General features: G+C 73.4%; 23 protein-coding genes. 16 read left to right on the forward strand and 7 right to left on the reverse strand.

The window, feature by feature from the left end:
• Nucleotides 1-14 precede the first annotated feature (14 nt).
• The 7 genes from KI385_RS11865 to cobC are packed head-to-tail and all read left to right on the forward strand — an operon-like array spanning nucleotide 15 to nucleotide 7486.
• Nucleotides 15-2117 (forward strand): putative cobaltochelatase, encoded by a 2103-nt coding sequence (locus KI385_RS11865; RefSeq protein WP_238572156.1) that lies wholly within the window; start codon nucleotides 15-17, stop codon nucleotides 2115-2117.
• Nucleotides 2117-2713 carry a cob(I)yrinic acid a,c-diamide adenosyltransferase gene (cobO, locus tag KI385_RS11870; protein ID WP_238572157.1) on the forward strand — a complete coding sequence of 199 codons (597 nt, stop codon included), beginning with the start codon at nucleotides 2117-2119 and terminating at the stop codon, nucleotides 2711-2713. The genes KI385_RS11865 and cobO overlap by 1 nt, the downstream gene beginning before the upstream one ends.
• Nucleotides 2714-2738: 25 nt before the next feature.
• The gene (locus KI385_RS11875; RefSeq protein WP_238572158.1) at nucleotides 2739-4148 is read left to right on the forward strand and encodes a cobyrinic acid a,c-diamide synthase CobB; all 1410 of its coding nucleotides are present in this window, start codon (nucleotides 2739-2741) and stop codon (nucleotides 4146-4148) included.
• A complete protein-coding gene (locus tag KI385_RS11880) occupies nucleotides 4145-4840 on the forward strand; it encodes a VOC family protein (RefSeq protein ID WP_238572159.1) in 696 nt (231 codons plus the stop codon). Before KI385_RS11875 ends, KI385_RS11880 begins: the two co-directional genes overlap by 4 nt.
• On the forward strand, nucleotides 4837-5490 hold the full coding sequence (locus KI385_RS44575) for a cobalamin biosynthesis protein (RefSeq protein ID WP_425356901.1): 654 nt from the start codon (nucleotides 4837-4839) through the stop codon (nucleotides 5488-5490). Before KI385_RS11880 ends, KI385_RS44575 begins: the two co-directional genes overlap by 4 nt.
• Nucleotides 5487-6392, forward strand: a complete 906-nt coding sequence (locus tag KI385_RS11890; RefSeq protein WP_238572160.1) for a sirohydrochlorin chelatase — start codon at nucleotides 5487-5489, stop codon at nucleotides 6390-6392. Before KI385_RS44575 ends, KI385_RS11890 begins: the two co-directional genes overlap by 4 nt.
• Before the next feature lie 2 nt (nucleotides 6393-6394).
• Nucleotides 6395-7486, forward strand: a complete 1092-nt coding sequence (gene cobC, locus KI385_RS11895) for an Rv2231c family histidinol phosphate aminotransferase CobC (RefSeq protein ID WP_238572161.1) — start codon at nucleotides 6395-6397, stop codon at nucleotides 7484-7486.
• Nucleotides 7487-7688: 202 nt separating this feature from the next.
• Here cobC and KI385_RS11900 read toward each other — a convergent pair whose 3' ends face one another.
• Together KI385_RS11900 and KI385_RS11905 are read right to left on the reverse strand one after the other, a co-directional pair.
• A complete protein-coding gene (locus tag KI385_RS11900) occupies nucleotides 7689-8699 on the reverse strand; it encodes an SCO1860 family LAETG-anchored protein (RefSeq protein WP_425357068.1) in 1011 nt (336 codons plus the stop codon).
• Between the two features lie 337 nt (nucleotides 8700-9036).
• Nucleotides 9037-10128 carry an amidohydrolase family protein gene (locus KI385_RS11905; protein WP_238577662.1) on the reverse strand — a complete coding sequence of 364 codons (1092 nt, stop codon included), beginning with the start codon at nucleotides 10126-10128 and terminating at the stop codon, nucleotides 9037-9039.
• Between the two features lie 611 nt (nucleotides 10129-10739).
• Here KI385_RS11905 and ectA point away from each other — a divergent pair.
• The 4 genes from ectA (at nucleotide 10740) to thpD (ending at nucleotide 14164) form a co-directional block, all read left to right on the forward strand.
• The gene (gene ectA / locus KI385_RS11910) at nucleotides 10740-11306 is read left to right on the forward strand and encodes a diaminobutyrate acetyltransferase (RefSeq protein ID WP_238572163.1); all 567 of its coding nucleotides are present in this window, start codon (nucleotides 10740-10742) and stop codon (nucleotides 11304-11306) included.
• Nucleotides 11307-11434: 128 nt separating this feature from the next.
• Nucleotides 11435-12703 (forward strand): diaminobutyrate--2-oxoglutarate transaminase, encoded by a 1269-nt coding sequence (ectB, locus tag KI385_RS11915; protein ID WP_238572164.1) that lies wholly within the window; start codon nucleotides 11435-11437, stop codon nucleotides 12701-12703.
• Between the two features lie 46 nt (nucleotides 12704-12749).
• Nucleotides 12750-13166, forward strand: a complete 417-nt coding sequence (locus tag KI385_RS11920) for an ectoine synthase (protein WP_128511240.1) — start codon at nucleotides 12750-12752, stop codon at nucleotides 13164-13166.
• 98 nt (nucleotides 13167-13264) lie between these two features.
• Nucleotides 13265-14164, forward strand: coding sequence for an ectoine hydroxylase (gene thpD / locus KI385_RS11925; RefSeq protein WP_238572165.1), 900 nt, complete (start codon nucleotides 13265-13267; stop codon nucleotides 14162-14164).
• Nucleotides 14165-14258: 94 nt separating this feature from the next.
• Here the strand turns inward: thpD and KI385_RS11930 are convergent, their stop codons facing one another.
• The 3 genes from KI385_RS11930 to KI385_RS11940 form a co-directional block, all read right to left on the reverse strand.
• Nucleotides 14259-15326, reverse strand: a complete 1068-nt coding sequence (locus tag KI385_RS11930; protein WP_238572166.1) for an alkene reductase — start codon at nucleotides 15324-15326, stop codon at nucleotides 14259-14261.
• 111 nt (nucleotides 15327-15437) lie between these two features.
• Nucleotides 15438-16508, reverse strand: coding sequence for an aminotransferase class V-fold PLP-dependent enzyme (locus KI385_RS11935; RefSeq protein WP_238572167.1), 1071 nt, complete (start codon nucleotides 16506-16508; stop codon nucleotides 15438-15440).
• Nucleotides 16509-16621: 113 nt separating this feature from the next.
• Entirely contained in the window at nucleotides 16622-17326 is a 705-nt protein-coding gene (locus KI385_RS11940; RefSeq protein ID WP_238572168.1) for a DsbA family oxidoreductase, read from the reverse strand.
• Nucleotides 17327-17405: 79 nt separating this feature from the next.
• Between KI385_RS11940 and KI385_RS11945 the strand changes: the two genes are divergently transcribed.
• Nucleotides 17406-18104, forward strand: a complete 699-nt coding sequence (locus KI385_RS11945; RefSeq protein ID WP_238572169.1) for a class I SAM-dependent methyltransferase — start codon at nucleotides 17406-17408, stop codon at nucleotides 18102-18104.
• On the opposite strand, the gene KI385_RS11950 is transcribed toward KI385_RS11945, so the two are convergent.
• Complete coding sequence (locus KI385_RS11950; RefSeq protein WP_238572170.1) at nucleotides 18037-18630, reverse strand: GNAT family N-acetyltransferase; 594 nt, start codon at nucleotides 18628-18630, stop codon at nucleotides 18037-18039. The genes KI385_RS11945 and KI385_RS11950 overlap by 68 nt on opposite strands.
• Before the next feature lie 3 nt (nucleotides 18631-18633).
• Nucleotides 18634-20178 carry an aldehyde dehydrogenase (NADP(+)) gene (locus KI385_RS11955; protein ID WP_281066843.1) on the reverse strand — a complete coding sequence of 515 codons (1545 nt, stop codon included), beginning with the start codon at nucleotides 20176-20178 and terminating at the stop codon, nucleotides 18634-18636.
• Nucleotides 20179-20329: 151 nt separating this feature from the next.
• Here KI385_RS11955 and KI385_RS11960 point away from each other — a divergent pair, with 151 nt between their 5' ends.
• The 4 genes from KI385_RS11960 (at nucleotide 20330) to KI385_RS11975 (ending at nucleotide 24253) form a co-directional block, all read left to right on the forward strand.
• Nucleotides 20330-21100 (forward strand): IclR family transcriptional regulator, encoded by a 771-nt coding sequence (locus KI385_RS11960; RefSeq protein WP_128511254.1) that lies wholly within the window; start codon nucleotides 20330-20332, stop codon nucleotides 21098-21100.
• Between the two features lie 107 nt (nucleotides 21101-21207).
• Nucleotides 21208-22242, forward strand: a complete 1035-nt coding sequence (locus KI385_RS11965) for a hypothetical protein (RefSeq protein WP_238572172.1) — start codon at nucleotides 21208-21210, stop codon at nucleotides 22240-22242.
• A gap of 68 nt (nucleotides 22243-22310) precedes the next feature.
• Entirely contained in the window at nucleotides 22311-23525 is a 1215-nt protein-coding gene (locus KI385_RS11970; protein ID WP_238577663.1) for a sensor histidine kinase, read from the forward strand.
• Nucleotides 23522-24253, forward strand: coding sequence for a response regulator transcription factor (locus KI385_RS11975; protein WP_425356902.1), 732 nt, complete (start codon nucleotides 23522-23524; stop codon nucleotides 24251-24253). Before KI385_RS11970 ends, KI385_RS11975 begins: the two co-directional genes overlap by 4 nt.
• The last annotated feature ends 25 nt before the right edge of the window (nucleotides 24254-24278 follow it).

Genomic DNA, 24278 nt, shown 5'->3' on the forward strand with positions numbered 1-24278 from the left:
GAGGACGACAAGGCATGACAACCACCCACAACACGACCCCGCAGTACCCCTTCACCGCGGTCGTCGGTATGGACGATCTGCGGCTGGCCCTGCTGCTGAACGCGGTGAGCCCCGCGGTCGGCGGCGTGCTGGTGCGCGGTGAGAAGGGCACCGCCAAGAGCACCGCCGTACGTGCGCTGTCGGCGCTGATGCCGACCGTGGACGTGATCAGCGGCTGCCGCTTCGCCTGCGCCCCCGCCGCGCCCGACCCCGGCTGCCCCGACGGGCCGCACGGGACGGGTGCCGCCCTGGACCGTCCGACGCGGATGGTCGAGCTGCCCGTCGGCGCCTCGGAGGACCGGCTCGTGGGCGCGCTGGACATCGAGCGGGCGCTGTCGGAGGGCGTGAAGGCCTTCGAGCCGGGCCTGCTGGCGGACGCGCACCGCGGCATCCTCTACGTCGACGAGGTCAATCTCCTCCACGACCATCTGGTGGACCTGCTGCTGGATGCCGCCGCCATGGGCGCCTCCTACGTGGAGCGCGAGGGCGTCTCCGTGCGGCATGCGGCGCGGTTCCTGCTGGTGGGCACGATGAATCCGGAAGAGGGCGAACTGCGGCCGCAGTTGCTGGACCGGTTCGGGCTGACCGTCGAGGTCGCCGCATCGCGCGAGCCGGACCAGCGGGTGGAGGTCGTCCGGCGCCGGCTGGCGTACGACGCCGATCCGGCCGGCTTCACGGCGCGCTGGGCGGCCGAGGAGGACGAGCTGCGCGCCCGCATCGCCGGGGCGCGGGAGCTGCTGCCCCGGGTGACGCTGGGGGACGCGGCGCTGCGGCAGATCGCCGCGACCTGTGCCGCGTTCGAGGTGGACGGGATGCGCGCGGACATCGTGATGGCGCGCACCGCGACCGCGCTGGCCGCGTGGGCGGGGCGGACGGACGTCCAGGAGGAGGACGTACGGCAGGCGGCGCTGCTGGCGCTGCCGCACCGCCGGCGCCGTAATCCCTTCGATGCGCCCGGCCTGGACGAGGACAAACTCGACCGCACGCTGGAGGAGTTCGGCGGGGCGGACGAGGGCGCGGACGGCGAGGACGATCCGGAGCCGGACGGTCCGGACGGTGGCCCCGACGGGGGCGGGCCGGGCGGCGGGCATCCGCAGCAGGACGGCGGGCCCGAGGAGTCGCCGCTCCCGCCGGGCCCCGAACTGCCGCATCAGCAGGAGCGGGAGACGCCCCAGGCGCCCCGGGCCCCCGAGAAGCCCGAGCCGGAGACGGAGCCCCGGCCCCAGGGCGGCGCGGCCGGCGAGAAGCCGGCGGTCGGGGCCACCGAGCCGTTCAAGACCCGCCGTCTGGATGTGCCGGGTCTGGGCGAGGGCGCGGACGGCCGCAGGTCGCGGGCGCGTACCGCGCACGGCCGGACGACCGGGGCACGGCGTCCACAGGGCGCCCTGGGCAAGCTGCATCTGGCGGCGACCGTGCAGGCCGCGGCGCCGCACCAGCGGGCGCGCGGCCGCAGCGGTCGCGGGCTGGTGGTGCGCCGGGACGATCTGCGGGAGGCGGTGCGCGAGGGCCGGGAGGGCAATCTCGTGCTGTTCGTCGTGGATGCGTCGGGCTCGATGGCGGCGCGGAAGCGGATGAGCGCCGTCAAGGGGGCGGTGCTCTCGCTGCTGCTGGACGCCTATCAGCGGCGCGACAAGATCGGCATGATCACCTTCCGGGGCAGCGGCGCCGAGCTGGCGCTGCCCCCGACGTCGTCGGTCGAGGCGGGTGCCGCGCGGCTGGAGCAGCTGCCGACGGGCGGCCGTACGCCGCTGGCCGAGGGGCTGCTGAGGGCCCATGAGGTGCTGCGGGTGGAGCGGATGCGGGACGCCTCGCGGCGGCCGCTGCTGGTGGTCGTCACCGACGGGCGGGCGACCGGCGGCCCGGAGCCGGTGGTGCGGGCCTCCCGCGCGGCCCGGCTGCTGGCCGCCGGGGGCACCGCCTCGGTGGTCGTGGACTGCGAGGCGGGCCCGGTGCGACTGGGGCTGGCCGGCGAGCTGGCCCGTGAGCTCCAGGGCACCGCGATCACCCTCGACGAGCTGCGCGCGGACAGCGTCTCCGCGCTCGTACGGACCGTGCAAGGCAACAGGAAGGCCGCGTAATGCCGCAGGGACAGCCGTCCGTCGTTCCGAACGACGGGCTCACCACCCGCCAGCGCCGTAACCGCCCGCTGGTGTTCGTCCACACCGGCCAGGGCAAGGGCAAGTCCACCGCCGCCTTCGGGCTGGCGCTGCGCGCCTGGAACCAGGGCTGGCCGGTCGGGGTGTTCCAGTTCGTGAAGTCGGCGAAGTGGAAGGTCGGCGAGGAGCGGGCGCTGAAGGTGCTCGGCGACTCCGGCGAGGGCGGCAGCGTCGCCTGGCACAAGATGGGCGAGGGCTGGTCCTGGGTGCAGCGCGACATCACCTCCAGCGAGGACGCGGCGCGTGAGGGCTGGGAGCAGGTCAAGCGGGATCTGGCCGCGGAGACCTACAAGCTGCTGGTGCTGGACGAGTTCGCGTATCCGCTGAAGTGGGGCTGGATCGACACCGAGGAGGTGGTGTCGGTGCTGCGCGACCGTCCCGGTACGCAGCATGTCGTCATCACCGGGCGGGGCGCGCCCGAGCCGCTGCTGGACTTCGCCGATCTGGTGACGGACATGACGAAGGTCAAGCACCCGATGGACGCGGGCCAGAAGGGCCAGCGGGGCATCGAATGGTGAGCCGGGCAAGCATGGCGAGTACGGCATGAGCGGCGGCTCGATCCCGCGGCTGGTGATCGCCGCGCCGTCGTCGGGCGCGGGGAAGACGACGGTGGCCACCGGGCTGATGGCGGCGTTCGCCGAGGCCGGGCTCACGGTGTCGCCGCACAAGGTGGGTCCCGACTACATCGATCCGGGCTATCACTCGCTGGCCACCGGGCGCCCCGGCCGCAATCTGGACGCCTATCTGTGCGGTCCGGACCGGATCGCACCGCTGTTCCTGCACGGCGCGGCGGGCGCCGATCTCGCCGTCGTCGAGGGCGTGATGGGGCTGTTCGACGGGGCGTCCGGGATGGGCGAGCTGTCCTCGACGGCGCATGTGGCGAAGCTGCTGCGGGCGCCGGTGGTGCTCGTGGTGGACGCGTCCTCGCAGTCGAGGTCGGTGGCCGCGCTGGTGCACGGCTTCGCGTCATGGGATCCGGAGGTACGGCTGGCCGGGGTGATCCTCAACAAGGTCGGCTCGGACCGCCACGAGGAGCTGCTGCGCGAGGCGATGGGCTCCTCCGGTGTGCCGGTGCTCGGCGCGCTGCGGCGTGACGGGCTGGCCGGTACGCCCTCCCGGCATCTGGGTCTGGTGCCGGTGGCCGAACGGCGGGCCGAGGCCGTGGAGTCGGTACGTGAACTCGCCGCGCGGGTGCGCGCGGGCTGTGATCTGGAGGCACTGCTGGCGCTGGCACGGACGGTGCCGGAGCTGCCGGACGCGGCATGGGACCCGGCGGCGGAGGTGGCCGCGGCCGGGGGCACCGCCGCAGGTGCCCGCTCCCCCGCGAGGCCGCTGATCGCCGTCGCGGGCGGCGCCGCGTTCACCTTCTCGTACGCCGAACACGCCGAACTGCTGGCCGCCGCGGGCGCCGAGGTGGCCCCGTTCGACCCGCTGCGGGACGAACAACTGCCGCCCGGTACCCAGGGGTTGGTGATCGGCGGCGGCTTCCCCGAGGTGTATGCGCCGGATCTGTCGGCGAACGCGCCGCTGCGCGCGGCGGTGGCCGCGCTGGCCGCCTCGGGGGCACCGGTGTCCGCCGAATGCGCCGGGCTGCTCTATCTGTCCCGGTCCATCGACGGCAGGCCGATGTGCGGGGTGCTGCCCGCCGAGGCCCGGATGACCGAGCGGCTCACCCTCGGCTACCGGGAGGCGGTGGCGCTGCGGGACAACGCGCTGGCCGCGGCCGGGACCCGGGTGCGCGGCCATGAGTTCCACCGCACGGCGCTGGAGCCGGGCGCGGGCACGGACCCGGCATGGGGCCTGACGCATCCGGAGCGGCGGGTGGAGGGCTTTGTGACCGGCGGGGTGCATGCCTCGTATCTGCATGTGCACTGGGCCGCCGAGCCGTCGCTGGCCCGGCGGCTGGTGGCGGGCGCGGCGCGTGGTGCGGTCGCCCGGGGTGCCACGCGATGACGGGCGGCGCCCCCGCGGCCGGCGCCCCCGCCGTCCTCGACCACCTCGTCTACGCCACCCCGGACCTGGAGCGCACGGTCGCCGAGGTCGCCGAGCTGACCGGCGTACGGCCGGTGCGCGGCGGCAGCCATCCGGGCCGGGGCACCCGCAACCATCTGCTGGGCCTGGGCGGCGGGGCGTACTTCGAGATCATCGGGCCCGATCCGGAGCAGCCGGCGCCGGACGGGCCGCGGTGGTTCGGCATCGATGCGCTGACCGGGCCGCGGCTGGTCACCTGGGCGGTCCGGGTCACCGGCATCGCCGGCCGGGTCGCCGAGGCGCGGGCGCGGGGCTACGACCCGGGTGACCCGGTGGCGATGGCCCGGCGGACGCCGGACGGCGGGCGGATCGCCTGGCGGCTGACCCCTCCGGGGGCGGGCGAAGGGCTGGGGCGTGTCTCCCCGGTCTCCCTGGCCCCCTTCCTGCTCGACTGGGGCGCGACCCCGCATCCGTCCGGCAGCGGGCTCCCGGTGCTGCCGCTCGTCTCGCTCGGCGCGACGCACCCCGACCCCGGGGCGGCCCGGGCCGAGTGGGCGGCGCTGGGCGTGCGGTGGCCGGGAGAGCCGGTCGCCGACGGGCCCGCCCAGCTCACCGCGGTACTGGAGGGCCGGCACGGTCGGGTGGCGTTCGGGCGGGGAGCCGTCGCCGTATGAGACGCCGGACGGCGGGTACGCGGGGGCCCGGCCAGGGCGCGGAGCCGGGCGCCGGGGCGGCACCGGCGGCCGGTGCCGGCGCACCGCTGGTCGTCGGGGTGGGCGCGCGCCGAGGTGTCCCGGTGGGTGAGGTGCTGGACCTGATCGCGGACACGCGCGCGGCGACGGGGCTCACGGCCCGGCCGGTCGGGGCGCTGGCGACGGTGGAGGCCAAGGCCGCGGAGCCGGGGCTGACCGGGGCGGCGCGCCGGCTGGGGGTGCCGTTGCTGTCGTTCCCGGCGGCGGCGCTGGCGGCCGTACGGGTGCCGGGTCCGTCCGCGGCCGCGGCGGCCGCCGTCGGGACGCCGAGCGTCGCCGAGGCGGCCGCGTTGCTGGCCGCGGGGCCGGGCGCCGAACTGGTAGCCGGCAAGCGGAAGTCGGCGCCGCACGGCCGACCGGCCGGGGCGACCTGCGCGCTCGCCGTACCGGCGGATGCCGGTGAGCGGGCGCTTACCGCGGGTAGGGAGGGAGCGGCCGCTGCCCCCACCCGTGGGGCCGATATCGTCATGACCTCCCCCAACCCGCCCCGCCATGGCCCGGATCGGCGGCCGGGGGTGGTCGGCGACCAGGCGCCCGACAGCGAAACCACCGGTACCAAGGAGACCCAGTGACCCCTCCCGCACTGCTCATCGCCGGTCACGGCACCCGTGACGAAGGCGGGGCCGAGACCCTGCGCGCGCTGGTGCGTGTGCTCGGCGAGCGCCACCCCGAAGTGCCCGTCGCCGGCGGGTTCTTCGGTGCCGCGTCGTCGCCACTGCCGCTGGGCGACGCCGTCGACGGGCTCGTCGAGCGGGGCGCGACCCGGTTCGCCGCCATACCGCTGCTGCTGGCCCCGACCGGTCCGGTACCGCATGCGCTGCCCACGGCGCTGGAGCTGGCGACGGCGGGCCACCCCGGGCTCGGCTACGCCTGCGGCACCGAGCTGGGGCCGCACCCCAAGCTGCTGGAGGTGCTGGAGCTGCGGCTGGACGAGGCGCTGGGCGGCGGCGCCCGCAGGCCCGAGGACCGGGCCCGTACGACGGTGCTGCTGGTGGGGCGGGGCGCGGCCGATCCGTACGCCAATGCCGAGGTGGTACGCGCCGCGCGGCTGCTGTGGGAGGGGCGCGGCTTCGCGGGCGTGGAGACCGCGTTCATCTCGCAGGCGGCGCCCGATGTGCCGGCCGGCCTCGACCGGTGCAGGACGCTGGCCGCCGCGGCCCCGGGCAACGGCGGGCCGGGCCGGATCGTGGTGCTGCCCTACTTCCTCTTCTCCGGTGGTCTGTGGGAGCGGCTGCAGATGCAGACCGAGGGCTGGGCCGCGGCGCACCCCGGCACGGAGGTGCTCAGCGCCGGGGTGATCGGCCCCGTGGCCGAGGTGGCCGAGGTGGTCATGGAGCGCTATCGCGAGACGGTGGCGGGCGATCCGCTGCTGAGCGGTGCGCCGGGCGGTTGCCGGGCGGCGGCGGAGGACGCCCGGGAGCCGGACGGTGCGCAGCAGGCCGCCGCGGTGCCGGCGGGCGCCGGGGAGCAGTGAGCATGCCGGCGTCCACCGAGTCCGCGCGGCTGCGGGAGCCCCGCCCGTCCGCCCCGCCCCACGAGCCCGACCTCCGGCACCACGGCGACGCCGAAGTACGGGGCGCGGGCGGCGAGTTGACGGATCTGGCGGTCAATGTCCGGGCCGGCACTCCCCCGGCCTGGCTCAAGGCCCGGATAGCCGCTTCGCTGGACGGCCTCGCCGCGTATCCGGACGGCCGGGCGGCGCGCCGGGCGGTCGCGGCCCGGCACGGTCTGCCCGCCGAGCGGGTGCTGCTGACGTCGGGGGCCGCGGAGGCGTTCGTGCTGATCGCGCGCGCCGTACGGGCCCGTCGGCCGGTCGTGGTGCATCCGCAGTTCACCGAGCCCGAGGCGGCGCTGCGGGACGCCGGACACGACGTCGGACGGGTGCTGCTCGCCGAGCGGGACGGCTTCCGGCTGGATCCGGAGGCGGTGCCCGAGGACGCCGATCTGGTCGTCGTCGGCAACCCGACCAACCCCACCTCGATGCTCCATCCCGCGGCGGTGCTGGCGCGGCTGGCGCGGCCGGGCCGGACGCTGGTGGTGGACGAGGCGTTCATGGACGCGGTGCCCGGCGAGCGGGAGTCGCTGGCCAGGCGCACGGATCTGCCGGGCCTGGTCGTCCTGCGCAGTCTCACCAAGACGTGGGGGCTGGCGGGGCTGCGGATCGGCTATGTACTGGCGGCCGAGGACACCGTCGCCGCCCTGGAGCGGGCGCAGCCGCTGTGGCCGGTCTCCAGCCCCGCGCTGGCCGCCGCCGAGGCGTGCTGTGCGCCGGGGGCGCTGGCGGAGGCGGCCGCGGCGGCCGAGGACATCGCCGTGGACCGGGCCCATCTGCTGGCCCGGCTGGGCGAGTTCCCGCAGATCCGGGTGGCCGGCCCAGCGGCGGGCCCGTTCGTGCTGATCCGGCTGCCGGGCGCGGAGGAGGTACGGGCCGGGCTGCGGGCCCGCGGTTTCGCGGTGCGCCGCGGCGACACCTTCCCGGGTCTGGGCCCCGACTGGCTGCGGCTCGCGGTGCGGGACGGGGCCACGACGGACCGGTTCGTGGCGGCGCTCGGCGCGGTGCTCGGGTAGCGCCCGCCGGCGTACCCCTCGGGACTGCATCTCCCGGGGGACAATCCCCGGACCCCCGGCCGGAGAAGACCTCGCCGGGGTCCCGAACCATGCTGCGACAGGGACCCCGGCGAGGGTGAGGTGCGCCGTACGGGCCCATACGGCGCACCTCGCGTACCCCGCGCGCGGCGCCCCCACAGCACCGGCGCGGTGTACGGGTCGATCAGCCGCGGCCACCCTGCGGCGCGGCGCCGCGGCGCCGGCGGGCGTAGACCATCGATCCGGCACCCGCGACGAGCAGCAGGGCCGCGCCGCCGGCGAGATACGGAGTGGTCGAACTGCCGCCGGTCTCCGCGAGGTTCTGGGTGCTCGGGTGGGAGCCGGTCTGCGACACCTGGGTGCCCTTGCCACCGGACTGCTCGGTGCCGCCGCCGCTCGTGCCGCCGCTGGTCTGCCCACCGCCGGTCTGGCCGCCACTGGTCTGACCACCGCTGGTGCCGCCGGAGCCGTTGTGCTCGGGCGCCTTCCCCGGGGCGGTGCAGGTGGCCCGGGCGAGGGTGACCCGGCCGCGTACATCGGCGACGTTGAGCTTCAGCGGGTTGACGGAGACGTTCAGATCGAGCGCGGTGGCCGCGGCGGTCTTGGACGTGACGTTCTTCTTGGACAGGTCGAGCCGCACCTCGCCCACGCCCGGCACCTTGACCTCCGTCGTCCCGGCCGCCTTGAGCGTGACCTTCTTGCCCAGGACGAGGACGCTGCCCAGCACGTTCGACTCGGCCCGGGGCCGGTGGCCCGCCTCGCACACCGCCTTGGCGGTGACCTGCTGGACCTCGATCAGGGACAGCAGCGGCAGACCGGGCAGATGCACCTTGGCGCGCACCAGGTTGGCGAAGCCCTCGGCCTTGTGGCGGTCGGCGGTGGCCCGTGCGGTGGCGACATCGGCGCGCAGCACGCTGAACGGCTTGCCCTGGTTGATGCCGTCCAGGTCGACGGTGAGCAGGGTCTTGTCGGCGGAGGCCGGGGCGTGCACCTCGTTCAGGACGACGTTCAGCGGGACATCGAGCGTCTTGTTGAGCAGACCGACGTTCAGGCCGGTACGCAGCACGACCGCACCGGACGTGCCGGGGGTCGAGCCGTGGTCTCCGGTGGCATGTGCGGGCGCGGCGCCGAGCAGGACGGCGGGGCCGGCCGTGAGCGCTGCGGCGACGAAGGTCGCGGCGAGGCGTCGGGGCATGCCGGAGGAGCTGGTGGGACTGGTGGACACGTGTGTGGAACCCCCACAGGAGAAATGGAGTCGCCGGCCGCGCCAATGGGGGACATCACGCGGGCCGACGACCTCGACCCGCACATCGTGTCTGCACGGAGGGTGAACAGGCAGCCACGTGAGGTCAGTTCACTCCAATGGGTGGTTTCCGCGCCTCTATTCGATTCCCGCGGCACGATGCATCACCCACGCCACAATCGCCCCACCACCTGGGTGACCTGGGTTGACCGGCGACGTTCAACGGCTCATCGCATGAGGGCGCCACCGTTGACGTCGCCTTCCCCGCGGAACAGGGGCCGGAGCCGCCCTAGCCGACCACCTGGCCGCGCAGCACCACCCGCCGCGGCGCGGCCAGCACCCGGACGTCCTCGCGTGGATCGCTCTCGTAGACCACCAGGTCCGCCGAGGCGCCCTCGGTGAGGCCGGGGCGGCCCAGCCAGTCCCTGGCGCCCCAGGTGGTGGCGGAGAGCGCGGCGACCGCCGGCAGACCGGCCTTCGTCAGCTCGACGACTTCCTCGGCGACCAGGCCGTGGGCGAGCGAGCCACCGGCATCCGTGCCGGCGAAGATGGGCACCCCGGCGTCGTAGGCGGCCCGTACGGTGTCGTAGCGGCGCTCGTGGAGCCGCCGCATATGGTCCGCCCAGCGCGGGTACTTCGCCTCGCCACCGGCCGCGAGCTGCGGAAACGTGGCGATGTTGACGAGCGTGGGGACGATGGCGACGCCCCGCTCCGCGAACAGCGGGATGGTCTCCTCGGTGAGTCCGGTGGCGTGCTCGATGCAGTCGATACCGGCCTCGACGAGCGGGGCGAGGGAGTCCTCGGCGAAGCAGTGGGCGGTGACCCGGGCGCCGAGCCGGTGCGCCTCGGCGATGGCCGCCTCCACCGCGCCAGGGGGCCAGCAGGCCGACAGATCGCCGGTGGAGCGGTCGATCCAGTCGCCGACGAGCTTGACCCAGCCATCGCCGCGACGGGCTTCCCGGGCGACATAGGCGACCAGGTCGTCCGGCTCGATCTCGTACGCGTAGTTGCGGATATAGCGCTTGGTACGGGCGATGTGGCGGCCGGCGCGGATGATCCGCGGCAGGTCCTCGCGGTCGTCGATCCAGCGTGTGTCGGAGGGGGATCCGGCGTCGCGGATCAGCAGGGTGCCGGCGTCACGGTCGGTGAGCGCCTGTTTTTCGCTGGTGGGAGCGTCCACCGGGCCGTGTGCGTCCAGGCCGACATGGCAGTGGGCGTCGACCAGGCCCGGCAGTGCCCAGCCCTCCACGGTGGTGGCATCGCGTGCCATGGCCGGCCGGTCGTACGTCACCCGGCCGCCGACGATCCACAGCTCGTCGCGCACATCGTCCGGCCCGACGAGGACCCTCCCCTTGAGGTGCAGCACCGCACCTTCACTCATGGACGTCATACCGGCACTTTAGGCGGCGCCGCGGGGGCCGCGGCAGTGGCGTCGGGCCGCTGTGCATTCGCCTTCCCCCCGGCCGTCGGCCGGAAGCCGACGAGCGTCGGCCACGGCTTCCCCACCGCGCGTTCGCTTCTGTTCTCCACGCGTTTCCGCTGCGCCTTCCCGGCGCCTTCGCTGTGTGTTCTCCGCGCGTTCTCCGCACGGTTCTCCGTACGTTTCCGGACAATCCCTCGCGCATGTTCTTGCGGGTCTTGTCATGGGTTTGCCGCACGCGTTTCCATGGCCCTTCCGCCAGACCTTCTGCCGGCGAATTACCAATTCTTCAGATGTGCAGCTTCCCGTATTCTTCTGCCCGCTTTTCCGCAGCTCAAACGCCAAGATTTCGCTAGTGGCAAGTGCCGTAATTCGGACGCATCTCGACGGCGTTACAGAGCTGTGACCGACTACACAGCGTGTCCGTTTCGCCCCGAACTTCCCGGTCAAATCGGCACATCTTGCAGCCTCGTCGCGCGCCCGGGCGCCCCCGCGCGGTAACATATATCGATCGCTTCCGTAACCCCTGCCCGCGATGCAATTTCCCTTTTCCCTGGGTAAATTTAATTCCCATGACCGCCGCACAAGCAGACCATGCACGTGCCCGTAGCGATATCGGAGAATTTCCGGAGGGCTTCAAGCTCGACACCCCACGCGTGGAGGACGGAGCCGCGATCTGGCGCATCGCCCGCGACTCGAAGGCGCTGGACCTCAACTCGTCCTACAGCTACCTCCTGTGGTGTCGCGACTTCGCCGCCACCTCTGTCGTCGCACGCGACACGGAGGGCGAGCCGGCCGCCTTCGTCACCGGGTACATCCGCCCCGAGCGCCCGGAGACCCTCGTCGTCTGGCAGGTTGCCGTCGGCGAGGCGCACCGCGGCCGGGGACTGGCGGCCGCACTCCTGGACGGGCTGACCACCCGGGCCATGGACGAGCTGGGCATTCGCTTCGTCGAGACCACCGTCACCCCCGACAACACCGCGTCCAACCGGATGTTCGCGTCGTTCGCGGAACGGCACTCGGTGCCCGTGAGGCGCGAGGTGCTCTTCGATGCGGGGCTGTTCCCCGAGCAGGGCCACGAGCCGGAGGTGCTGCACCTCATAGGCCCGTTCACACCACCGGCCCCTCCAGGGCGGTAACCCCCGAGGGCCGCACGGCCACAGAGCCGCAGCGGCCGAGCGGAACCGGCACCCCGTGGGACCGCCGTCGCCGCCCAGCCCCCACAGACTTCCTCATCCTTTCGCCACTCATCTCCCAGGAGCATGCTGTGACCATCACCCAGCCCGATCTGAGCGTCTTCGAGACCGTGGAGTCGGAGGTGCGCAGCTACTGCCGTGGCTGGCCCACCATCTTCGACCGCGCACAGGGCAGCCGGATCACCGACGAGGACGGGCACACCTACCTCGACTTCTTCTCCGGCGCCGGATCGCTCAACTACGGCCACAACAACCCGGTACTCAAACGCGCCCTGATCGACTACATCGAGCGGGACGGCATCACCCACGGCCTGGACATGTCCACCACGGCCAAGCGGGCGTTCCTGGAGTCGTTCCAGAACATCGTTCTGCGGCCGCGCGACCTGCCCTACAAGGTCATGTTCCCGGGCCCGACGGGCGCCAACTCCGTCGAGGCGGCGCTGAAACTGGCCCGTAAGGTCAAGGGCCGCGAGTCGATCGTGTCCTTCACCAACGCCTTCCACGGCATGTCGCTGGGCGCGCTCGCCGTCACCGGCAACTCCATGAAGCGGGCCGGCGCCGGCATCCCGCTGGTGCACGGCACTCCCATGCCGTTCGACAACTACCTCGACGGGGCGTACCCGGACTTCCTGTGGTTCGAGCGGCTGCTCGGGGACCAGGGCTCCGGTCTGAACACCCCCGCCGCCGTGATCGTCGAGACGGTCCAGGGCGAGGGCGGCATCAATGTCGCCCGCCCCGAGTGGCTGCGCGCCCTCGCCGACCTGTGCGAGCGCCGCGACATGCTGCTGATCGTGGACGACATCCAGATGGGCTGCGGCCGTACAGGTGCCTTCTTCTCCTTCGAGGAGGCGGGCATCGTGCCGGACATCGTCACCGTCTCGAAGTCCATCAGCGGCTACGGCCTGCCGCTCGCGCTGACGCTGTTCAAGCCCGAGCTGGACATCTGGGAGCCGGGCGAGCACAACGGCACCTTCCGCGGCAACAACCCGGCCTTCGTCACCGCCGCCGCCGCGCTCGACACCTACTGGGCCGACGGCCAGATGGAGAAGCAGACTCTCGCCCGCGGTGAGATCGTCGAAGCGCACCTGAAGGCCATCGTCGAGGAGCACCCGGACGCCATCGCCGAGTACCGCGGCCGCGGTCTGGTCTGGGGCCTGGAGTGCATCGACAAGAGCCTCGCGGGCAAGATCGCCACGCGCGCCTTCGAGCTGGGTCTGCTGATCGAGACCTCCGGCCCGGAGAGCGAGGTCGTCAAGCTGCTGCCCGCGCTGACGACCACCCCCGAGGAGCTGGACGAGGGCCTTCGTACCCTCGCCCGCGCGGTCCGCGACTGCGCCTGACCCCCGCGGGGTTCCTTACCGTTCCACAGAAAGGCACCGACTCACCGTGATCGTCCGATCCTTCAAGGACATCGAAGGCACCGACCGCCACGTCAAGGCCAAGTCCGGTACGTGGGAGAGCAAGCGCATCGTGCTCGCCAAGGAGCGCGTCGGCTTCTCGCTGCACGAGACCATCCTGTACGCGGGTACCGAGACGTCGATGTGGTACGCGAACCACATCGAGGCCGTGCTGTGTGTGGAGGGCGAGGCCGAGCTCACCAACGACGAGACCGGCGAGAAGTACACCATCACGCCCGGCACGATGTACCTGCTCGACGGGCACGAGAAGCACACCATGCGGATCAAGGAGGACTTCCGCTGCGTGTGTGTCTTCAACCCGCCGGTCACCGGCCGCGAGGACCACGACGAGAACGGGGTCTACCCGTTGCTCACCGAGCCCGAAGCGGAGCCCGAGGCGGTCTGAGGCGTCACCTCACCCGCCTGCCCCGTCCGGCAGCTGAGGAAGGCACGCACACACGCACGGAAGCCAGAGCCCGTACGAGAGGAGAGGAAGGCAACACCATGACCACCGCACCCGAGCGCATCGCCGACCTGTACCCGACCCGTGGGACCGCCGAGGTCATCACCCCGCGGAAGGACCCGGTGGTGTGGTCGCAGCCCGGAGCGGCCGGCCCGTTCGCGCCGTCCGAGCTGAGCGACTTCGAACGCGACGGCTTTTTCGCCATCGGGGAACTGCTCACGGCGGAGGAAGTCGCGGTGTACCGCGCCGAACTGGACCGGCTGGTGCTCGACCCGGCGATGCGCGCCGACCCGCGCTCCATCGTCGAGTCGAAGTCGCAGAGCGTACGGTCCGTCTTCGAGGTGCACAAGATCAGCGAGGTGTTCGCCCGGCTGGTCTCGGACCCGCGGGTGGTCGGCCGCGCCCGGCAGATCCTCGGCTCGGACGTCTATGTCCACCAGTCACGGATCAATGTGAAGCCCGGCTTCGGTGCCTCCGGCTTCTACTGGCACTCGGACTTCGAGACCTGGCACGCCGAGGACGGTCTGCCGAACATGCGCACCGTGTCGGTCTCGATCGCGCTGACGGAGAACTACGACACCAACGGCGGCTTGATGATCATGCCGGGCTCGCATCAGCACTTCGTGGGCTGCGAGGGTGCGACGCCGAAGGACAACTACAAGCGGTCCCTGCAGATGCAGGACGCGGGCATCCCGTCGGACGAGGTCCTGACGAAGATGGCGGACCGGCACGGCATCCGCCTGTTCACCGGCAAGGCCGGCTCGGCGACCTGGTTCGACTGCAACGCGATGCACGGCTCCGGCGACAACATCACGCCCTACCCGCGCAGCAATGTCTTCATCGTCTTCAACAGCGTGGACAACGCGGCGGTGGAGCCGTTCGCGGCTCCGGTCCGGCGCCCGGAGTACATCGGGGCGCGGGACTTCACGCCGGTGAGGTAGACACGGCGGAGACACCGGTGGCGCGGTCGCCGCACAGCAGGGTCTGTGCGGCGACCGCGCCGTCTCGTGCGAGGAGGCGTTTCGGGAGTACGGCTCAGTCCGTCAGCGCCGGGTAGTCGAGGTAGCCGGTGTCGTCGCCGCCGTAGAAGCTTGCGCGGTCCGGGGTGTTGAACGGGCCGCCGGCCGCCAGCCGCGCGGGCAGATCGGGGTTGGCGAGGAACAGCGCGCCGTACGCGAGCAGATCGGCCGCACCCTCCTCGACGAGCGGGAGCTCCTGGAGGCCGGTGGGCCGGCCGTCGGTGGCCGGGTTGAGCACGAAGGTGCCGCCGAAGCGCTTGCGCAGCCTGGCCAGCAGCTCCAGGTCGCGCACATCGCAGGTGTGCAGGTAGGCCAGGCCCAGCGGGGCGATGGCCTCGATCAGCGCGGTGTAGGTGGCTTCGGGTGCGGGTTCGGTCATGTCGTTGAAGGTGTTGCCGGGCGAGATGCGCAGACCGGTGCGGTGCGCGCCGACCGCGTCGGCGACGGCCCTGACGACCTCGATGGCGAAGCGGGCGCGGCCCTCGTCGGAGCCGCCCCACTCGTCGGTACGCAGGTTGGAGTTGGGCGCCAGGAACTGGTGGACCAGATAGCCGTTGGCGCCGTGGATCTCCACGCCGTCGAACCCGGCCTCGATCGCGTTACGGGCCGCGGCCGCGAACCCGGCGATGGTCTCGCGTACCTCCTCGCCGGTCAGCTCGCGCGGGGTGACGAAGTCCTTGAGGCCCTCGTGGGTGAAGCCCTGGCCGGCCGCGGCGACCGCGGAGGGCGCGACCGGCACCAGGCCGTCGGGCAGCAGCACCGGGTGGCCGATGCGGCCGCCGTGCCACAGCTGGGCGAAGATCTTGCCGCCCGCGGCGTGCACGGAGTCGGTGACCTCGCGCCAGCCGGCGATCTGCTCGCGGGTGTGCAGGCCGGGGGTCAGTGGGTAGCCGCGACCGATGAGTTCGGTCTGGGTGGCCTCGGTGATGAGGAGACCGGCCGAGGCCCGCTGGGTGTAGTAGCGGACCATGGACGGGGTGGGGACGCCCTCGGCGGTGGCGCGGTTGCGGGTCATGGGCGCCATGACGATGCGGTTGGCGAGGGGGATGCCGGCGAGGTCGGTGGGGTCGAACGCGGTGGTCACTGACGGCCTCTCAACTGTGGTCAACGGGTCATCAACTCAGGTACGGAGCTGAATCGTTGGCCATTACATCAGCAACCACCGCGACCCCGGCATTCCCGCCGCGCCGGGACCCTAACCGTCGAGCAGGGCCAGCAGCCGGTCCACGTCATCCGTCGAGTTGTAGAGATGGAAGGCCGCGCGGAGCAGCCCGCCGCGCACCGAGATCCGTACTCCCGCCTCGGTCAGCCGGCGCTCCGCGTCCGCGAGCCCGGGGGTGGAGACGATCGCCGAGCCGGGCGCGGGACGGGGCGCGAGGCCGCGCTCGGCCAGCCCCGCGCGGTAGTGGTCGGCGAGCGCGGTGTTGTGGGCGTGAATCGTGGCCACGCCCAGCTCCTCGATGAGGGCGAGGGAGTGCTCGGCGGCGACGTAGGAGAAGTGGGCATGCGGTTCGTCGAAGCGCCGGGCGGTGGCGGCCGGCCGGATCACGCCGTAGTTGGACTCGCCGATGTCCTCTCCGGCGACCCAGCCCGCATGCAACGCGGCCGGCCATGCCCCGTCGCCGCCGTCGCCGTGCTCCCCGCCGAAGGCCATGAAGGTCGTACCGCGCGGGCACAGCAGCCATTTGAAGGCGCCGCAGACGACGAAGTCGAAGTCGGTGGCGCGCAGCGGCAGCCAGCCGGCGCCCTGGGTGATGTCGAGATACGTACGCGCCCCATGGGTCCGCGCGGCCTCCCGTACCGCCGGCAGATCGGCGATCCGGCCGTCGAGCGACTGCACGGCGCCGAGGGCGACGAGGGCGGTGCCGGGGCGCACCTCGTCGGCGAGCGCCTCCAGCGGTACGGTGCGCAGCTTGACGCCCGGGTGGGTGGCGAACGGATTGACCAGGGAGCTGAAGTCGCCCTCGGGGGCCAGCACTTCGGCGCCCGGCGGGAGCGAGGCGGCGACGAACGCGGACTGCACCGCGACCGAGCTGCCGATGGCGACCCGTTCCGCGGGGATGTCCAGCAGCCGGGCGAAGGCGGCCCGGGAGGCGGTGGGGGGTCCGAAGTAGTCGCGGCCCATGGTGCCGTAGGAGGCGGATTCCTCGATGGCCGCGCGCAGGGCGGCGGCGCTGCGCCGGGGGAGGAGTCCGCTGGAGGCGGAGTTCAGATAGGTCGTCTCGGGCGCGAATTCGGCCCCGCCCAGTGGCTCATGTCGCTGCATGACTCCACTGTGCGGGGCGATCCGCGCCCCGTCCACGGCGTATCCGCCGGGCCGGCCCGCAAGCATGGCTCATCCGTGCAGGTCGCAGGGCATGCGGGCGGGCCGGGGAGCGGTCACTTCCCGGGAACGGCGCAGCCGTCGTCCCCGCAGACCTCGGCGTCGCGGGCCGACAGGACTTGCACGGCACCGTCGGCGTGGGCGCGCTCCAGGGCCTGCCGGAAGACCTCGGCGGGCTGGCCGCCGGAGATGCCGTACCGGCGGTCGATGACGAAGAAGGGCACGCCGGTGGCGCCGAGCTCGGCGGCCTCGCGCTCATCGGCGCGTACCTCCTGGGCGTACGCGTCGGGGTCGGCCAGCACCCGGGCGACCTCGTCGGCGGGCAGGCCGGCGGCGACGGCGATCTCGCTGAGCACCGCGGGGTCGCCGAGGGTCCTGGCCTCGGCGAAGTTGGCGCGGTAGAAGGCGTCGAGCAGCGCGTCCTGGACGCCGTGCTCCTGGCCGAGGTGCAGCAGCCGGTGCAGATCGAAGGTGTTGCCGTGGATCCGGTCGGAGCGGTAGCCGAGACCCTCGTCGGCGGCCGCGGCGGCGACCCGGGCCTCCATCTCCTCGGCCTGCGCGCGGCTGACGCCGTACTTCGTGGCGAGCATGTCGAGCACCGGTATGTCGGTGGCGGCCGGTGCCTTCGGGTCCAGCTCGAAGGAGCGGTGCACCACCTCGACACCGTCGCGGTGCGCGAAGGCGGCGAGCCCGGCCTCGAAACGGGCCTTGCCGATGTAGCACCAGGGGCAGGCGATGTCGGACCAGATTTCGACGCGCATGAGCTGACTTTCCTCGTGGTGGATGTGTCCTGGTGCAACCTCGTGGGGCGGCGGGCTATTCCGCGGGTACGGTCCGGGCATGACCTCGCCACAGGGATTTCTCGGCTTCTGGGAGACGACCGGGTCCGCCAAGACCTTCACCCATCCCCTGGATCCGGCGCTGCTGGACGCCTATGTGCCAAGGGCCGCGCGGGTGCTGGACTACGGCTGCGGCTACGGGCGGCTGACCGCCGAGCTGGCCGGGCTCGGGTATCGCGAGGTGCGCGGGGTGGATGTCTCGGCGGCGCTGATCGCGCGGGGGCGGCGCGAGCATCCGGGGCTGGATCTGATGCGGTGGGCCGGGTTTCCGCTGCCGTTCGAGGAGGGGTCGTTCGATGCGGCGCTGCTGTTCGCGGTGCTCACATGTGTGCCGGGGGACGGGGATCAGTCGGCGATCGTCGGCGAGCTGGGGCGGCTGGTGCGCCCTGGCGGGGTGCTGTATCTGAGCGATGTGCCGTTGCAGGACGATCCGTACAACCAGGAGCGCTATGCGCGGTTCGCGCAGCGGTACGGCACGTACGGGGTGTTCGAGACGCCCGACGGCGGGGTGTTCCGGCACCATCCGCCACAGCGGCTGCGGGGCCTGGTGCGGGCGGCGGGCTTCTCGGTGGTGACGGAGCGGGTGGGGTCGGTCGCCACGCTGGACGGGCGGACGGCCGGGCGGCTGCAGATCATCGCCCGGCGGGAGGCGGCAGCGGCGTCGGATGCTCTTGGGGCGCCAGGTCCAGCGCCAGGGTGAGGTGGGTGGCGTCGGGGGCGGGGCGGCGGTCCGGGTCGGGGCGCCAGCCGAGGCCGGTGTAGAAGGCGCGGGCCCGGTGGTTGTGCCAGAGCACGTCGAGGACGGCCCGGGAGAAGCCGGCCGCGCGCCAGGCGTCGAGGCAGGCGGTGTGCAGGGCGCGGCCGACGCCGGTGCCCCAGTGGGCGGGGTCGACATGGAGCTGGTGGAGCGTGACGGTCGGCCCGTGGCGGTCGGTGCGAGGGCGGTAGGAGGCGGCGCCGAGGACCGTGTGGTGCCGTACGGCGCAGAGCGCGGGGGTGTCGTCGCGGTCCAGTACGCGTGCCCAGGCGTCGTGCCATCGGGCGTGCTCGGCCACGGCGTCGAAGGGCGCGTCCGGGAAGCGGGCGCGGTGGTACGCGGCGCGGGCGCGGGCGTGCAGGGCGGCGATCGCCGCCAGGTCCGCGTGGGTCGCGGCGCGGACCTGGAGGGCGGCCGCTTCGGTGGGGGGACGCACGGTGCCGAGGGCCCGGGCCGATCCGGAAGACACGCCCTACGCGCCCTCGGCGCGGCCGTCGACCCGGCGCGGCAGGCCGAACGGGTTGTCCTCGCGCAGCTCGGGCGGCAGCAGCGCGGCCGGGGTGTCCTGGTAGGCGACCGGGCGCAGCCAGCGTTCGACGGCGGTGCCGCCGACGGAGGTGGAGGTGGAGGTGGTGGCCGGGTAGGGGCCGCCGTGGTGCTGGGCGGGGGCGACCGCGACGCCGGTCGGCCAGCCGTTGACGACCACCCGGCCGGCGAGCGGGGTGACCTCGGCCAGAAGCCGGGCGCCGCGCCCCGCGTCGTCGGTGCCGGCGCTCTCCGCGTCGCTGAGTTGCAGCGTCGCGGAGAGGTTGCCGGGGAGCCGGGCGAGTACGGCGCCGATCTCGGCCTCGTCGGCGTAGCGGGCGACGACGGTCACCGGGCCGAAGCACTCCTCCAGGAGGAGGTCGTGCGGGCCTTCGGTGGCCAGGCGGGCGGCGGGCACGGCGAGGAACCCGGCGCTGACGGTGTGCTCCCCGCCCGCGCCGGGGGTCACCGGCGCCTCGACGTCGGGGAGCTCGGCGCGGGTGCGCACCCCGTCCAGGAACGCCTCCCGCATCCGGTGGTCGAGCAGCACGCCCGCCTCGGTGTCGCTGACGGCGGCGGTCAGCGACTTCAGCAGCCGGTCGCCGGTCTCGCCCTCGGGCGCCAGGACCAGGCCCGGCTTGACGCAGAACTGGCCGACGCCGAGCGTCATCGCACCGGCCAGCCCGGCGCCGATCTGCTCGGCGCGTTCGCCGGCCGCGTCCTCGGTGATCACGACGGGGTTGAGGCTGCCCAGCTCGCCATGGAAGGGGATGGGGTGCGGGCGGGCCGCGGCCGCGTCGTACAGGGCGCGGCCGCCGCGTACCGAGCCGGTGAAGCCGGCCGCGGTGATCAGCGGATGGCGGACCAGGTCGATACCGGCCTGAAAGCCGTGCACCAGGTTCACCACGCCCTCCGGCAGGCCGACCTCGGTGGCGGCGCGGCGCAGCAGCGCGGTGCACAGCTCGGAGGTGGCGGGGTGGTCCGGGTGCGCCTTGACGACGACGGGGCAGCCGGCCGCGAGGGCGCTGGCGGTGTCGCCGCCGGGCACGGAGAAGGCGAGCGGGAAGTTGCTGGCGGAGTAGACCGCGACGGCGCCCAGCGGGATCTTGTAGCGGCGCAGATCGGGCCGGGGCGGGGTGAGGCCGGGGTCGGCGTGGTCGATCAGTACGTCGAGGAAGGCGCCGTCGTCGACGATGTCCGCGAAGGCCCGCAACTGGTAGGTGGTGCGGGTCAGTTCGCCGGTGAGCCGGCCGGGGCCGAGCGCGGTCTCGGCGTCGGCGGCCTCGATGACCGCCTCGCCCGCCTCGTCGAGCAGGGCGGCGGCGCGGCGCAGCAGGGCGGCGCGTACGGTGCGGTCGGCGAGTGCGCCACGGGCGGCGTGTGCGGCGCGGACCACCGCGTCCACCTCGTCCGCTGTGGCCTCCACCGCAACCTGTTCCCGCTGCTTCCCGGTTCGGGGGTCGACACTCCAGACTGGTGCTGCTGCTGCCACCGTGCATTCCTCCCGGGCGATGCCGTGCCGAGTCCCTTCAGGGACGTTCCGAACCTTGCAGCACACCGGACCGCGTTCGATATGCTGAACGACGTCCCGGATCATGAACAACTGGGACTCTATGGCGGTCCGAACAGAGGGGTCAAGGGCGATGTCAGCTGCCGATACCGGTGGATCGCAGGTCAAGTCCGCGGTGCGGACGGTGGAGCTGCTCGAGTACTTCGCGGGCCGCCCCGGTATGCACAGCCTGGCTTCCGTCCAGGAAGCCGTCGGCTATCCGAAGTCCAGCCTCTACATGCTGCTGCGCACCCTGGTCGACCTGGGCTGGGTCGAGACCGACGCCACCGGCACCCGCTACGGCATCGGCGTGCGCGCGCTGCTGGTCGGCACGTCGTACATCGACGGCGACGAGGTGGTGGCCGCGGCCCGGCCGACGCTGGACCGGCTCTCCGACGACACCACCGAGACCATCCACCTCGCCCGCCTGGACGGCACCAACGTCGTCTATCTCGCCACCCGTCAGTCGCAGCACTATCTGCGCCCCTTCACCCGCGTCGGCCGGCGGCTGCCCGCGCACTCCACGTCACTGGGCAAGGCGCTGCTCGCCACGTACACCGACGACCAGGTCCGGGCGATGCTGCCGCCGACCCTCGCGCAGCTGACCGAGCACACCATCACCGACCGCGAGCAGCTGATCGAGGAACTGCACGCGGTGCGCGAGCAGGGCTATGCGGTCGACCGCGAGGAGAACACGCTGGGCCTGCGCTGCTTCGGCGTCGCGATCCCCTACCGCACCCCGGCCCGGGACGCGATCAGCTGCTCGGTGCCGGTGGCCCGGCTGACCCCGGCCCATGAGCAGATGATCAAGGACACCCTGTTCGACGCCCGCGACCGGCTGACGCTGGCCACCCGGCGGCTGTGAGGCGGACCGGCCGGCAGCCCGGCTGAGCGGCCACTCCCCCGTACGGCGGAGGCAGATCGTCGCCGGGGCCGAGGTGGCAGGGGCGGGCCGCCGGAAGTCTGGACGTCATGAGCATCCAGAGCGGCCAACAGGCCCCGGCCCCGCACCTCCCCGGCGAGCTCCCCGCCCCGCGCGGGGCCGCCGGTACCGCCCGCACCGTTTTGCGCGTGACCACCCTGGCCGCCTGCGTCCCCTATCTCTCGCTCAAGATCGCCTGGGTCGCGGGCAGCCGGCTCGGCATCCCCGAGGGCAGTGCGCTGCGCCAGGACGGCAACTCCCTGATGGCGCTGAACCTGCTCACCGTGCTGATGGACGCGGCGGTGATCGTGCTGGCGTTCCTGCTGACCCGGCCCTGGGGACAGCGGGTGCCGGCCTGGCTGCTCGCGCTACCGATGTGGTGCGCGACCGGACTGATCGCGCCGATCCTCGCGGTCTTCCCCGTGCAGAGTCTGGCCGCGGCGCTGCGCGACGGCGCGGGCGGCAGCGGCGGCTCCGGCGGCAGCCCCGACGAACTGCTCGCCCCCTGGGTGTGGAACATCGTCTACAGCGGCTTCATCGTGCAGGGCCTGGCCCTGGGCACCCTCTTCGTGCTCTACGCCAGGGAGCGCTGGGGCCATCTGTGGCGCGGCTGTCTCGGCACCCTCCCGCCCAGCCCGACCCGCTCCGCACGGCGGCTGACCGCGGCCGCGGTGGCCGTGCTCAGCCTGCTGCCCGCCGCGGTGCATCTGCTGTGGGCGACCGGCAGCACGGCCGGGCTGAACCCCGCGCGGGCCGCGGCGGTGGATCTCGACGCCCGGCTCAACGACGCCGGGTACGTACTGTTCGCCGTGCTCACCGCGGCCGGCGCGCTGACGCTCGCTCACGGCCGCGGCCGCCGGGTCCCGCTGCTGCTGCCGCTGGCCGCCACCTGGATCGGGGCGGGCGCGCTGGCCTGCTGGGGCGGCTGGATGACGCTGACCACGCTGACCGTCACGGCGGCCGACCCGAAGCTGCCCACACCGCTGATGAGCCTCACTTACGCTGTGCAGATGATCGTCGGGATGCTGGTGGCCGTGGCCGGGGCGCACTTCTTCGCCGAACGCGAGGCCGCGCGGTGCGCATAGCGGGCCGGCACCGGATCCGGGTGCTGGGCGCCCGCTGGATCCATCTGATTCTGGGCGGCGCGCTGTTGATGCCGTTCTTCCTGGTGGCCTCGGTCGTCCTGGCGCTGCTCATGGACGGCGCCGACCCACTGCGGGACATGGCCTCGCAGTTCATCGCGTTCGGCTGCGCGCTGCCGCTCGCCGCCCTGGTCGCGCTGCTCCTCCCGCCGATGCGGCCGCTGGAGGTGTCCGCCGTACGGACGCTGTGCGGCGTCCGCGCGGAGCGGCTGGCCGACGGACCGGCCATGTCCTGGGCGGCCCGTCGGCGCACCGCGCTCTGGTTCGTGGCGCATCTCGCGGCCGGCGGCATCGTCAGCGGGATGACGCTGTCCGCGCCGCCGGCCGTGATCGTGCTCCTCGTCATGCCGTTCTCAAAGCCGCTCCAGCACACCGCGCTGATGTGGCCGGAGGTCTTCCACGGTGTGTACGGCCCGCTCGCCGGGCTGGCGCTGCTGGCCCTGATCGTCGGCACCGCCTGGACGGCCGGGGAACTGCTGGCCCGCTGGGCGCCGTTGCTGCTGGGGCCCACGCCCGCCGACCGGCTGGCCGCAGCCGAGCGCCGGGCCGCCGATCTCGCGTCCCGCAACCGGCTGGCCCGCGAACTGCACGACTCCGTGGGGCATGCGCTCAGCGCCGTCACCCTACAGGCGAGCGCGGCCCGCCGGGTGCTGGACGCGGACCCGGAGTTCGCCCGGCAGGCGCTCACCGCCATCGAGGAGACCACCCGCGAGGCGGTCGCCGAACTGGACACCGTACTGGGGCTGTTGCGTGAGGAGGACTGCACCGATCCGGCGGCGCCGGCGCCGACCCTGGACGGCCTGGAGGCGCTGCTCGGCCGGACCCGCGCGGCAGGCGTGGCGGTCGAGGCGACGGTCGAGGGGCGGTGTGCCGGGCTGCCCCCGGTGGTCTCGCGGGAGGCGTACCGGATCGTGCAGGAGGGCCTCAGCAATGCGCTGCGGCACGCCGGGCCGGTACCGGTCCGGCTGCAACTACGGGTGGGAGATGGGCAGTTGACGCTGCGGATGGAGAATCCGCTGGCGGGGGACGACACCGGGCCGGACCCCGCCGCGACGGCAGCGCGTACGGGCGGCGGCCGGGGGCTGCGCGGGATCACCGAGCGCGCCCGGCTGCTGGGCGGCGAGGCGACGGCCGCGGCGCAGGACGGCGAATGGCGGCTGGCGGCCCGGCTGCCGCTGCCGCTGCCGGGGAAGAGCGAGCACACGAGGGGGATGGACGGGGCATGAGCACGGTTCAGCACGACGGCATCGGTGAGATTCCAGGCAGCGGGGCCGGCGAGCCCCCCGGAAGCCCCCGGCCCCTGCGCATCGTCCTGGCCGACGACGAGCGGATGGTGCGTACGGCGCTGCGCGCGATCCTGGGCGCCGAGGGCGATATGGAGGTCGTCGGCGAGGCGGCGAGCGGCGCCGAGGCGGTACCGCTGGTCCGTGAACTGCGCCCGGACATCGTGCTGATGGACGTCCGGATGCCGGAGATCGACGGGATCCGCGCGACCGAGCAGTTGCTCGCCGGGATGTCCGAGCCGCCGCGCATCATCGTGGTGACGACCTTCGAGAACGACGCCTATGTGTATGACGCGCTGCGGGCCGGCGCCAGCGGGTTCCTGCTCAAGCGGTCCGGCGCGGAGGATCTGGTCCAGGCCGTACGGCTGGTGGCACGCAGCGACTCGCTGCTGTTCCCGGCGGCGGTGCGCGCGCTGGCCGCCCGGCACGCCGGCGAGCGGGCCGCGGACGATGCGGTGCGGGCGCTGCGGGCCCGGCTGTCCGAGCGGGAGCGTGCGGTGCTGCGGCTGATGACCGGCGGGCTGACGAACGCCGAGATCGCGGACCGGCTGGGGGTGGGCCCGGCCACGGTGAAGACGCATGTGGCGGGGGTACTGGCCAAGCTCGGGGTGCGGGACCGGACCCAGGCGGTGATCGCCGCGTACGAGTGCGGATTCGTCCGGCCGGGGTGAGCGCCGGGGCCAGGGCCCCTCCGAT

Source organism: Streptomyces inhibens, assembly GCF_022221585.1.
GTDB lineage: Bacteria > Actinomycetota > Actinomycetes > Streptomycetales > Streptomycetaceae > Streptomyces > Streptomyces inhibens.

What these genes read in the sequence shown, in the direction of transcription:
- KI385_RS11865 (WP_238572156.1), top strand. Translation starts at nt 15, where the DNA reads ATGACAACCACCCACAACACGACCCCGCAGTACCCCTTCACCGCGGTC.
- cobO (WP_238572157.1), top strand. Translation starts at nt 2,117, where the DNA reads ATGCCGCAGGGACAGCCGTCCGTCGTTCCGAACGACGGGCTCACCACC.
- KI385_RS11875 (WP_238572158.1), top strand. Translation starts at nt 2,739, where the DNA reads ATGAGCGGCGGCTCGATCCCGCGGCTGGTGATCGCCGCGCCGTCGTCG.
- KI385_RS11880 (WP_238572159.1), top strand. Translation starts at nt 4,145, where the DNA reads ATGACGGGCGGCGCCCCCGCGGCCGGCGCCCCCGCCGTCCTCGACCAC.
- KI385_RS44575 (WP_425356901.1), top strand. Translation starts at nt 4,837, where the DNA reads ATGAGACGCCGGACGGCGGGTACGCGGGGGCCCGGCCAGGGCGCGGAG.
- cobC (WP_238572161.1), top strand. Translation starts at nt 6,395, where the DNA reads ATGCCGGCGTCCACCGAGTCCGCGCGGCTGCGGGAGCCCCGCCCGTCC.
- KI385_RS11900 (WP_425357068.1), bottom strand. Translation starts at nt 8,699, where the DNA reads ATGCCCCGACGCCTCGCCGCGACCTTCGTCGCCGCAGCGCTCACGGCC.
- KI385_RS11905 (WP_238577662.1), bottom strand. Translation starts at nt 10,128, where the DNA reads ATGAGTGAAGGTGCGGTGCTGCACCTCAAGGGGAGGGTCCTCGTCGGG.
- ectA (WP_238572163.1), top strand. Translation starts at nt 10,740, where the DNA reads ATGACCGCCGCACAAGCAGACCATGCACGTGCCCGTAGCGATATCGGA.
- thpD (WP_238572165.1), top strand. Translation starts at nt 13,265, where the DNA reads ATGACCACCGCACCCGAGCGCATCGCCGACCTGTACCCGACCCGTGGG.
- KI385_RS11935 (WP_238572167.1), bottom strand. Translation starts at nt 16,508, where the DNA reads ATGCAGCGACATGAGCCACTGGGCGGGGCCGAATTCGCGCCCGAGACG.
- KI385_RS11940 (WP_238572168.1), bottom strand. Translation starts at nt 17,326, where the DNA reads ATGCGCGTCGAAATCTGGTCCGACATCGCCTGCCCCTGGTGCTACATC.
- KI385_RS11945 (WP_238572169.1), top strand. Translation starts at nt 17,406, where the DNA reads ATGACCTCGCCACAGGGATTTCTCGGCTTCTGGGAGACGACCGGGTCC.
- KI385_RS11960 (WP_128511254.1), top strand. Translation starts at nt 20,330, where the DNA reads ATGTCAGCTGCCGATACCGGTGGATCGCAGGTCAAGTCCGCGGTGCGG.
- KI385_RS11965 (WP_238572172.1), top strand. Translation starts at nt 21,208, where the DNA reads ATGAGCATCCAGAGCGGCCAACAGGCCCCGGCCCCGCACCTCCCCGGC.
- KI385_RS11970 (WP_238577663.1), top strand. Translation starts at nt 22,311, where the DNA reads ATGCCGTTCTTCCTGGTGGCCTCGGTCGTCCTGGCGCTGCTCATGGAC.
- KI385_RS11975 (WP_425356902.1), top strand. Translation starts at nt 23,522, where the DNA reads ATGAGCACGGTTCAGCACGACGGCATCGGTGAGATTCCAGGCAGCGGG.